This window comes from uncultured Acetatifactor sp., from assembly GCF_948601915.1.
In the GTDB taxonomy this organism is placed as follows: Bacteria; Bacillota; Clostridia; order Lachnospirales; family Lachnospiraceae; genus Acetatifactor.
On sequence record NZ_CAPDXS010000052.1, the window covers coordinates 20,482 to 30,762 of the forward strand.

General features: G+C 55.3%; 8 protein-coding genes. 1 reads left to right on the plus strand and 7 read right to left on the minus strand.

Annotation, left to right across the window (positions count from 1 at the left end; translation table 11 throughout):
• Positions 1-65: 65 nt before the first annotated feature.
• The 5 genes from Q2B33_RS10800 to Q2B33_RS10820 all read right to left on the minus strand — a co-directional run bounded on the left by Q2B33_RS10800 (position 66) and on the right by Q2B33_RS10820 (position 7,180).
• Positions 66-998: a carbohydrate ABC transporter permease gene (locus tag Q2B33_RS10800; protein WP_300565472.1), complete on the minus strand. Its 933-nt coding sequence runs from the start codon at positions 996-998 to the stop codon at positions 66-68.
• 177 nt (positions 999-1,175) lie between these two features.
• Positions 1,176-2,138 (minus strand): sugar ABC transporter permease, encoded by a 963-nt coding sequence (locus tag Q2B33_RS10805; protein ID WP_300565470.1) that lies wholly within the window; start codon positions 2,136-2,138, stop codon positions 1,176-1,178.
• A gap of 384 nt (positions 2,139-2,522) precedes the next feature.
• Positions 2,523-3,746: an alpha/beta hydrolase family protein gene (locus Q2B33_RS10810; RefSeq protein ID WP_300565468.1), complete on the minus strand. Its 1,224-nt coding sequence runs from the start codon at positions 3,744-3,746 to the stop codon at positions 2,523-2,525.
• Between the two features lie 97 nt (positions 3,747-3,843).
• Entirely contained in the window at positions 3,844-4,992 is a 1,149-nt protein-coding gene (locus Q2B33_RS10815; protein WP_300782690.1) for a glycoside hydrolase family 88 protein, read from the minus strand.
• 259 nt (positions 4,993-5,251) lie between these two features.
• Positions 5,252-7,180, minus strand: coding sequence for a family 43 glycosylhydrolase (locus Q2B33_RS10820; RefSeq protein ID WP_300782687.1), 1,929 nt, complete (start codon positions 7,178-7,180; stop codon positions 5,252-5,254).
• Between the two features lie 208 nt (positions 7,181-7,388).
• Here Q2B33_RS10820 and Q2B33_RS10825 point away from each other — a divergent pair, with 208 nt between their 5' ends.
• Complete coding sequence (locus Q2B33_RS10825) at positions 7,389-8,195, plus strand: AraC family transcriptional regulator (RefSeq protein WP_300782684.1); 807 nt, start codon at positions 7,389-7,391, stop codon at positions 8,193-8,195.
• Here the strand turns inward: Q2B33_RS10825 and Q2B33_RS10830 are convergent, their stop codons facing one another.
• Both Q2B33_RS10830 and Q2B33_RS10835 read right to left on the minus strand, forming a co-directional pair.
• Complete coding sequence (locus Q2B33_RS10830) at positions 8,196-9,038, minus strand: hypothetical protein (protein ID WP_330684693.1); 843 nt, start codon at positions 9,036-9,038, stop codon at positions 8,196-8,198.
• A gap of 303 nt (positions 9,039-9,341) precedes the next feature.
• The gene (locus tag Q2B33_RS10835; protein WP_300565458.1) at positions 9,342-10,217 is read right to left on the minus strand and encodes a class B sortase; all 876 of its coding nucleotides are present in this window, start codon (positions 10,215-10,217) and stop codon (positions 9,342-9,344) included.
• Positions 10,218-10,281: the final 64 nt, after the last annotated feature.

Genomic DNA, 10,281 nt, shown 5'->3' on the forward strand with positions numbered 1-10,281 from the left:
AACCGGATAAACGGCATGACTGGCTGTGCTATGCGACTGGCAAGAATTAAATGCCGTTTATATAGTCATCCCTTCACGGATCCCACTGTCAGGCCCTGCACGAAATATTTCTGCAGGAAAGGATAGAGCAGGATGATGGGGCCTGTGGAGACCACGATGGTGGCCATGCGGTAGGCGTAGGTGGGCAGGGACACGGAATTCAGGCCCACGGCCTCGGCGGGCTGGCTGGCCGCGTAGTTCACCTGGCGCAGGATCCTCTGAATCAGGTACTGCAGGGTGTAGTACTGGCCATGGTTGGAGTCGATGTACAGCAGGCATTTATACCACTCGTTCCAGTAGCTCAAGGCATAGAACAGGCCGATGGTGGCGATGCCCGGCAGGGAGATGGGGATGATGATCTTGAACAGGATGATGATGTCATTGGCCCCGTCTATCTTCGCCGACTCCGCCAGGGAATCCGGAATCCCGTTGAAGAAATTGCGCATCAGCAGAATGTTCCAGGCGTTGCAGATGGCAGGGAAGATCAGCACCCAGATGGTGTTCTGCAAGGTCAAGGTCTTAGTGATCAGCAGGTAGTTGGCCACCAGGCCGCCGTTGAAGAGCATGGTGAAGTAGATGAACAGCGCCAGGGCGGAACGGCTCTTGAAGTTCTTCACGCTCATGGCGTAGGACACGGCACAGGTGAACAGCATGGACAGGAACGTGCCGAACAGGGTGATGAAGATGGTCACCAGGTAGGCCTGGGGGATGTCGGAGCTTACCGTCACCAGCCTATAGGCATCCAGGGAGAACTCCCTGGGCCACAGGGAATAGCCGTATGTAGTCAGGGCCTGCTCCTGGGTCAGCGAGGATGCCACCACCAGCAAAAAGGGCACCAGGCATGCGATGGAGAACAGGGTAATGAACAGATAGAAGAAGCCGTTCAGGACTTTGTCCCCTGTGGTCATTTTTATCTTTGATTTCGCCGCATAGGCTTCATCGGAAATTTGTTTTGCCATTTTGACCTCCTTATTTTATACTGCACAACGGTTAAATTTGCAGTGCAACCCGACTGCAGACCGCCAGCCAAATACCTTCCCGGAGACACCACTGTAAATCCTGGCGGTCTGCAGTATAAGTCCCGCATCTGTCCGTCCAGTACCAGGGCATGGACAGATGCTGTAATTCATGTTTTCTCAGAACAGCGCGGAATCCGGATCCAGCTTCTTGGTCAGGGCGTTGGTGGCCATGACGATGATGAATCCCATGACGGACTGGTAGAAGCTGACTGCCGCTGACTGGCCGATGTTGGTGGATTCCACCAGCATCCGGTACACATAGGTGTCGATTACGTCCGTGGTGCGGTACAGCATGGAGTTGGTCCCTACCAGGTTGTAGATCATGCCGAAGTCGCCGTTGAAGATTTTGCCGATATTCATGATGAAGAGCATAATGGCGGTGGTCTTTAACAGCGGCAGGGTCAGGTAGCGGATACACTGGCCCCTGGTGGCCCCGTCCACCCTGGCGGCCTCGAACATCTCCTGATCCAGCCCGGCGATGGTAGCCAGGTACACGATGGAGCCGTAGCCAGCCCCCTGCCAGATCCGCAGGAACACCAGCAGCGCGGGCCATACGCTGGCATCCTGGTAGAAATTGATCTTCTCCAGACCGATGGAGGTCAGGAGGTTGTTGATGAAGCCGTTCTGGGTCTTCAGCAGGGCCTCGCACAGCAGCGCAATCACCGTCCAGGAGATGAAGTGGGGCAGGATGACCACGGACTGGGTGACCTTCTTGAACATCTTGTTGCCCACCTCCGACAGGGCGATGGCGATGAAGATGGATACCGCCATGGAGGTCACGATGAACAGGGCGTTCAGGAAGATGGTGTTGAAGGTCACCCGGAAGAACGCGTCCGAGCCGAAGAACGCCTGGAAGTTCTTCAGGCCCACCCATTCGCTGCCCCACAGCCCCTGGGTAGGCTGATATTTCTTGAACGCGGTCAGCAGATAGACTAGCGGGCTGTAGGCAAATACGCAGAACCACAGTATCGCCGGCAGACACAGGAGGCACAGATAGGGATTGTGCTTCATGTCGTAGCCCAGCCCTGCCAGAAAACCGCCGCCATTTTTCTTTTTGGATTGTTTCGTAGCAGATTTCATAGACCTTTCCCTCTTTCTTTTTTAATGGTAAGGTCATTTTAGAACATTTTTCCACAGAATGAAATCCAATAAGTAAAGCACCTGAGACAGAATGAAAATTCATATCGCCAGGTGCCCATTATCTTGGTTGTTTAAATGTTAATCATCGGTATGAAAAGTAACTGTACCGGACAGCGCTCCCCGAAGAATGCTGCATTCGCGGCCCTCGGGCCTCGTATATCTCCTGTCGGATGACCCTGCAGCCCTCAATCATTACACCCTCCCTAATCGATACCCATACGCGCATAAGCTTCCCCGGCTAGCCCTCCGCCTTACGAGCGGCAGAGGCCATAAGCCGGCAACAGATTCTACCTCTCGTTGGCAGAATCCCGGAAACGCCCCGCGTCACAGCATCCTGTCCAGAAACTCATAGCATTCCCCGTACCACTGATGGCCCCCTTCCGGCGTTACATGGACAAGGTTCCCCTCCTGTCCGTAGAGCCGGTAGGCTTTCCTGATTCTGTCCACCTGTTCCTTTGGCCCCTCGATTCCCCGGTATCCGTTCAGAGGGTCGTCCAGGCCGTTCTCCACGAACAGGGGCCTGGGGGCGATCAGGGAGCAGATATCGCTGATGTCCCCCAGCCGCCAGAGCCGGGGCGCGTAGTTGCAGGGGCACAGATGGACGTCCAGGATGCTGTCATAATATCCGTGCACATATCCGCTGACCACTGCCGCCTGAATCCGCTGGTCCATTGCCGCCAGCCACATGGCGTACTGTCCTCCGCCGGAAAAGCCCATGCAGCCAATCCTTTTCCCGTCTATTTCTTCCCGTCCTATCGCAAAGTCGGCAAGCCGCATCAAATCCCAGATTTCCAGAGCCGTCAGGCTTAAAGATAAGGCCTCCGCCGTCTGTGCCAGATCCTTGCAGGAGCATCCCAGCGGGTCAGATGCCGATGCCTCCTCATCCTTGGCGTTTTCGGGGTTCGGTGGGGCAAAGGCCGTGGCCTCTGTGGGCAGGGGCTCAATCCTCTCCCCATAGCCCGGCGGATCCGGACACAGGGCCACGTAGCCCCGCTTCACCAGCGCTAGGCCGTATGCCTCTTTGGGCGTCCTGGACAGCTTCTCCCGGACGGCGCTGCCAGTGGGCACCCCCGCCACGGTATCCTTATTGGCTCCGTGGGCGGGGATGGCTATCACGGCCCTGGCCGGCTTCTGTGGGGAAGCGGCCTCCGGCACCAGCATATAGAAGGGCATGAATACCCGAGGCAGGGTCTCCATCCGGAATTTATACCGGATATATCCCTCTTCCTCCACCCGCTCCAGCTGCTCCACCGTCCAGGGGCAGGAATCTTTAGCCCGGATTCCGCTCTCCCCTCGGCCTTCCTTCTCCGTCTGCCCTTCATTCTCCGCCTGTCCCCATCCGGTGGCAACATGTTCATTTTCCGCCCGGTTCCATCCAACGGCGATTTCTTCCAGCAGGTCAAGCCCCAGCGCCTCCCTCAACGCCTGCCTGAATTCCCGCCGCCACTGCCCGGCTTCCTCCGGAGTCTGTGCCTGGAAAGCATACGCCTGTCCCAGATTTCTGTATAGATTCCGAAAAAAACTTTTATAGGAATACGCTCCTGCCATCCTCTCTCCTTTCTTATCCCACACAGGCTGCGCCAAAAACGGGCGCGCCGCCCGGTGCAGCCTTATGCCATAAGCGGAGCCGAATGCTTCAGGTTGATTACCATAGCAATCTGCCCACGCCCTTCACCTTGTACATGGCTTCTATGAAATAATAGTCCGCGTAGCTCATGGTGAAATGGTGCTCCGGGGCATGGTAGGCCGCGCTGCAGTTCTGGACGATGGCGTCGCATCCCCGGCCGAAGTCCGCCCGGGCGTCCGCTATGGCCCGGAGGATTTTCACCGCTGCGTCTTCATATCTGCCGCGCTGCTCCTCCGGCAGATGCCGGGCCAGCTCCAGCAGGCCTCCCGCGATCACGCAGGCCCCGCAGGAGTCCTCATAGGCGGGCTCTGTCGGCTGGCGGAAGTCCACGGGGATAATGCCGCTCTCCGGAATATTCGCCAGACAGTAATCCGCCACACGCTTCGCCGTGTCCAGGTATTCCTGTCTTCCCGTATGGATGTAGCTTATCATGAAACCGTACAGCGCCCAGCCCTGGCCCCTGGTCCAGGCGGAGCCCTCCCCGCAGCCCTGGCCGCCGTGGCTTTTCACCATCTCTCCCGTCTCCGGGTCGAATTCCACGATGTGGCATACGGAGCCGTCAGGCCGGACGAAATTCTTCCGCACGGTGTCCGCGTGCAGCATGGCAATCTGGCGGAACCTTGGGTCTTTGCTCTCCTCGCTGGCCCAGTACAGCAGCGAGAGGTTGAACATGCAGTCGATGATGGCCCAGCCCCTGGTGTCCTCCTCCAAGTCGTTCCAGGCACGGATGAACTTCCCAACCGGGTTGAAGCGTCCCGCCAGGAGGGTGGCGGCGTGCAGGGCAATCCTTCTGGAATCCGGGTTCCCGGTGAGCTTATAGTCCGCCACCGCCGTGGGCACGAACATAAAGCCCACATCGTGGTGCAGGCCGTAGAAATCCGCAAAGCACTGCTCCAGCTTCCGTTCCGAGACCCGGGCGATGTCGGCATAGCGCTGCTCTCCCGTGTCCTGGTATAAGAGCCACATAATCCCTCCCCAGAAGCCGTTGGTCCACCAGTTCAGGCCGTCGTCCATGCGCCACTGCCCTGAAGCGTCCGACCTGTCGTCATAGTCGCCGTTCCCATCGGTTCTGTAGGGAATCTTTTCTCTGTTCTTCTCGCTGACCCATTCCATCTTTTGACGAATCTTCGCGATTACGGCATCCGTCCATTCTTCATGTCCGTTCATGTCCATGCTCTCCTCTCGCTTATTCTTTCCATTGCGCTCTATCACGTTCTATTACCTTCCTGTCATCTCTGTTTTCTTTGCTCTCGCATTTCACTACAAAGGTGTAGCCCAATGCATAGCTGCGATCCAATGCATAGCCGCTGTCCAATGCAAAGCTACTGTCCGATGCATAGCCGCGTTTCGCCGCGCTGCCCGTTCCCCACAGCTTCCCGGCCCGTATGCCCCACTGCCGCCCGGGCCCATTGCATCCGGAATTCCGCTACTGTTCCGACTCCCGCATACATTTCACCTCAAACCAGTCAAAGTCCGCATGTTTCCCAAAGCCTGTCAAATCCTGGCAACAGATCCCCACCATGGCCCCGGTGAACCACCCCTCCCTGCAGGCTTCGTCCGAAAGGAAGCTTGCATTGACGCCGGCTCCTATGTTCCGCAATGCCTCCCCCCGGAATCCGTAGGAGAACTGTGCCTGCGTCCCCCGCAGGGATATCTGCAGGACGATATCGCGTTCTTTTTCTATCGGTATATACTCCGTCAGGTATTCGTACCTCTTGTTCTCCGCCTTCAGCAGAGTGATGCATTTTCCCACGTCCTCGTCATGGGAAAGGTGCAGATACAGGTAATTGTCCGTATCGTACATCAATATCAGCCCCGCCATCTGCTTGAAGACCTCCGGCTCAAAGGCCAGGCAGCACGCCGCGTCCATATGGTACTCCGTGACCCGCCTGGCGATCAGGGTCTGGGCAAAACGGGAAGCCAGGCCGCTTCTCCCGTACATCCGCAGCCACCCTGGGCGCTGCGTCAGGGAAATGTGGCGCTCGTCCATGGGAACCCGCAGGGACTGATAGTCCAGGTGCAGAGTGGGCGCATCGAAATCGTCCCGCACCAGCGCCCTGCCTGGCAGGAGCTGCTTCTGTTCTGCACTGTCCGGCTCTCCGGCTGCTGCCCTTTTTGCCACATCTGTCCTTTCTGTACATTCCGCTTTGCTTTCTGCCTCTACCAGCCATTCCGCGTATTTCCCTTTGCTTTCTGTCCTCTCCAGGCCCTTCGCACATTCCGCTTTGCCTTCTGTCCTCTCCAGGCCCTTCGCACATTCCGCTTTGCTTTCTGTCCTCTCCTGGCATTTCGCACATTCCGATTTGCTTTCTGTCCTCTCCTGGCACTTCGCACATTCCGCTTTGCTTTCTGTCCTCTCCCGGCATTTCGGCGGCTCCACCTCCTCCCGGGGCACATTCCCTCCCTCTGCCAGCTCCAGCCACCCGTCCTCCGTCCAGCGCACCTTCTGGATGGCTGTCTCCCGGCCCAGCATGTAGCGCCTGGCTCCGGCGAAGCGCTCCGCATCATCAGGATTGCGGTCTTCTGAGGCCCTGCCGCACAGATGCACCATATACCACTCTCCCTCCGGCGTCTCCACCAAATCGCAGTGCCCGGCCTTCTGGAGCAGGATGTCCTCATGATGGCGGGAGGTCAGGATGGAATAGGCCTCCCCCTCCTGCCTACAGGCATCCGCGGGCCGATGCATCTCGTAGGGCCCCCAGACGTCCCTGGCCCGCTGTATGGTCTGGCCGTGAGCTTCCCCTGTGCCGGTATCCGCGCTGAAGAGATAGTACCAGCCGTCCCGCTTGAAGATATGCGGCCCCTCCAGAAAGATGCCGTCGGCGCGGTAGATGTCCCTCACCGGTCCGACCATTCGCCGCCCGGCGGCATCGAATTCCTGCAGCACCAGGCGGCCTGCGTACTTCTTGGGCACCCTGTGGTCCGTCACCATGCTGACCATGTATTTGCGGCCATCGTCATCGTGGAACAGGGAGGGATCGAAGCCGAAATTGTTCAATGCCACCGGCTCCGACCAGGGGCCGTGGATGTCCTCCGCCGTCACCAGGTAGTTCTCCGTGTCGTACATATTGCAGTAAAAGGCTTTCACTATGGTGTACACCAGATAGAAGACACTATTGTCATACGTCAGGCAGGGCGCCCATATCCCCTGGGAGGGCCCCACGCCCCGAAGGTCCATCTGGGACATGCGGGTGAGGGGGTATCCTATCAGGCTCCAGTGGACAAGGTCCCTGGAATGGTGAATGCGCACGCCCGGCCACCACTCGAAGGTGGACGTGGCGATATAGTAGTCTGCTCCTGCCCGGATGATGGACGGATCCGGGTGGAATCCCCGCAGGATGGGGTTGTGTATCATGGGAAATCCCTCCTTCTGTGTCTTTCTGAATTTCTGAATCGCTTTCTCTTCGCGTTCCTTTTTCCATGTTACCATATTGACAAACCTTTTCCCATTTCCTAAAATGTAATCAACTGACTTTTTCTGCAATGATGCATGTCGGGGAAGCCCGCGAGGCGCGGCATTATCTGTGGCTGCCTAAGCCACGATAGACGAAAGGGGATATGCGATGATTACGGTGAATGTCTGCGGCTATGACTCAATGCATAAGATGAAGTTCCACCGTTCCTGTCCTGGCGGCTACGAGGATCATGCCCTGCTGCTCATCAAGACGGCGTCCTATTTTGAGATTGATGGCGAAGCGACGGATTTCGGGCCCAACACAGTGATGGTCTACGGCGCAGGTTCTCCTGTGCATTATGGCTGCCGGAATCCCCATTACAATGACGACTGGATCCATTTCGAGCTGCTGGGGGAGGACGAAGGGCTCCTGCGAGAACTTGCAATTCCTGTGAACCGCCCCTTTACGCTCCCCTGTCTCGGGACGCTGACGGATTACGCCAGACTGGTGGTGCAGGAAAAGCTGTCGGCCCGCCCCCACAGCCCTCAGGCGATCGATTCCCTGATGCATGCCCTGCTTTATTCCCTGGCCGACCAGGTGCACGCGGCCCCCAATGACAATACGGGCAATCTCTATTATTACCCCATGAGCGAGCTGCGCATGGAAATCCAGAACGCTCCCTGGCAAAAATGGGACACGCCCCGGCTGGCCCAAAGGCTCCACCTGAGCATATCCCATTTTCAACATTTGTATAAGCAGTTCTTCGACACCACCTGTATCCAGGACATCATCCGGGCCCGGATCAGGTACGCGCAGCTCTATCTGTGCATCTCGGAGATGACTGTCTCCTCCCTGGCGGCATTCTGCGGGTATGACAATGAGCTGCACTTCATGCGCCAGTTCAAAAAGGTCACGGGCATGACGCCCAGCCAGTACCGTAAGGCCCACCGCGGCTCTGTATTTGATTCTGATTGATTACGCCAACTGCATAACTTCTGCTTCAAGTTCTTTTAGTTCGTCCATTGATAAAGCTGGTACATACTGTGCAATCTTTTCCAGAGAGAGTTCTCCATCCTTAATCATTCTTTCGGCTGTTTCCCTGTCCTTCTTATGAGCAAGAGTATTTTCCATATCCTTCCAATATGTTCTCATTATCTGCTCATTATCAAATAGACTCATCATAATCGTTACTACCTCCACTTCTCTGCTAATCAGATATTCTTTTAAGATGTTTCTGTCTTTGCAAATATGGATTGTTTCTTTAACAGCCTGTTCTGTCATTCCATACAACTTTCTCTGTTCATCGAAAACTTTACAGAAAACGATATATTGGTTGATAATGTCCTCTGTATCACTCTCATAAATAACCTTTGCCCTTACCTCAATATCTATATCTGCTCCGTCAAAAAACTCCTTCGACAAAGATATTGTATCAGGTTTTCTGCCTTTATTACCTGTATAGATAATGTACAATTCAGGTTTAGGGATTTTAACCTTTGTACTCTTGTATAGGCTTTGAGATGTCCTCTCAAAATATTCATGGTAACTTTGTGCCAAATACAACAGTATTCTGATTAAGATATTTACCGTCCATGTAGACTGTGCCTCCAAAAGTAAAAGCAATCTGTTGTTACCCACCATGACACCCAAATCATTATAGAGATTGTCTGTCAGAACATTGTCTATTGTTACAATATCCAGCGTGTCCTCCGTTGCGTCTGTATCCTCTGGGTGTAATGTTTTATACAGCTTCAACAAATTCTTTTTATCTTGGAAAAGGTCTAAAAAGACACTGTTTTTTGCAGTACGCTTTGCCATGGGGCGTGTCCCATTGACTTCCTGCGTCTGTTTTGTATCGTCCGGCACCTTATCACCTCGATTTCTAAAAATCTGTGACAAAAACATACGATATAGCTTACTCTCGCCGCACTTCAATTATACAAAAAAACACATGGCTTTACAATAAAATTCACATTAAATTTCTTTATCCCTACGCTTTATCCTGCCTTGTTGCCTATTATACTGTGGGCTCTCGTTCTGAAGTATCCCCTCAAGGTTCTTCTTGCTGTAGTTGATACTTCTGCATACGCTAATTCCTTTTACTCGCCGCCGAAGCCCCCCTTAATCCGGAGATTCATACTTCTCCTCCCTGCCCACCTCTTTCGCCACCACCACGAAGCGCCCGTCCTCCACCTGATAGGAGCAGGTGGACAGCGTCAGGAAATGGTCCCCCAGCTTCGCCGTCACTCCCGTGTCGTACAGGGACAGCTCCTTGATGCCGTCGTAGAAATAGTTGAATTCCATCTCCGTGTCCGCATGGAAAAAGTTGTAATACTTGAACACCGTATCCGTGGGGTAATACACCTGGCTGTAGAAGACAGCTATGACTTCATACTCCCTTTTGTCTGTCCTGGTATGGACCTCCATGCGCTTATGTTCCGCTGCGTAGCCCTCGTCCTCATACTGCATCAGCCCGCCGAACATAGTCCCTGCCTTCATGTTATGCCCATGGATGATGAGGTTCGTGGTAAGGTTTTCCCCGTACAGCGCGCTGTCCGTGTCCAGAATCAGGCACCCTGCCTTGTCCTCATTCCCGTCGAAATCCCGTTCCAGATAATAGTTCTCGTCCTCCGGGGTCTGCATGGCGGGATAGTCGATGGCCGTCCCGTCCACTGTCAGCCATAATGCCATGTCCCCGTTCTGGACGAAGAGGTCCCCGTAGGGGTTCTTCTCCAGAGGCTTCTGTGTGGCTGCCGGAGCCTCGGCAGGCTGGGCCTCCGTATCCTCTCCGCCCTCCTCCCCGGTCTCCTCTGCGCCCTCCGCCTCCAGCGATACCCCCCGCAGCTCCTCCATCTTCGTCTCCGATTCCATCTCTTCGCCATAGAAGTCCCGCAGCAGGCACACCAGCGCTACCCCAGCCGCCACTGCCACCGCGATGCAAATGCCCGCGATGACCTTCCATCTGTCCACGGGCGCATTTCCTCTGTTCTTATCCATGTAATCTCTCCTTCTCCCTGTCTATCCTCCGGCACTCCTTCTCGCATACCGCGATCACCAGAAA

What these genes read in the sequence shown, in the direction of transcription:
- Q2B33_RS10835 (WP_300565458.1), bottom strand. Translation starts at nt 10,217, where the DNA reads ATGGATAAGAACAGAGGAAATGCGCCCGTGGACAGATGGAAGGTCATC.
- Q2B33_RS10825 (WP_300782684.1), top strand. Translation starts at nt 7,389, where the DNA reads ATGATTACGGTGAATGTCTGCGGCTATGACTCAATGCATAAGATGAAG.
- Q2B33_RS10800 (WP_300565472.1), bottom strand. Translation starts at nt 998, where the DNA reads ATGGCAAAACAAATTTCCGATGAAGCCTATGCGGCGAAATCAAAGATA.
- Q2B33_RS10815 (WP_300782690.1), bottom strand. Translation starts at nt 4,992, where the DNA reads ATGAACGGACATGAAGAATGGACGGATGCCGTAATCGCGAAGATTCGT.
- Q2B33_RS10805 (WP_300565470.1), bottom strand. Translation starts at nt 2,138, where the DNA reads ATGAAATCTGCTACGAAACAATCCAAAAAGAAAAATGGCGGCGGTTTT.
- Q2B33_RS10810 (WP_300565468.1), bottom strand. Translation starts at nt 3,746, where the DNA reads ATGGCAGGAGCGTATTCCTATAAAAGTTTTTTTCGGAATCTATACAGA.
- Q2B33_RS10830 (WP_330684693.1), bottom strand. Translation starts at nt 9,038, where the DNA reads ATGGCAAAGCGTACTGCAAAAAACAGTGTCTTTTTAGACCTTTTCCAA.
- Q2B33_RS10820 (WP_300782687.1), bottom strand. Translation starts at nt 7,180, where the DNA reads ATGATACACAACCCCATCCTGCGGGGATTCCACCCGGATCCGTCCATC.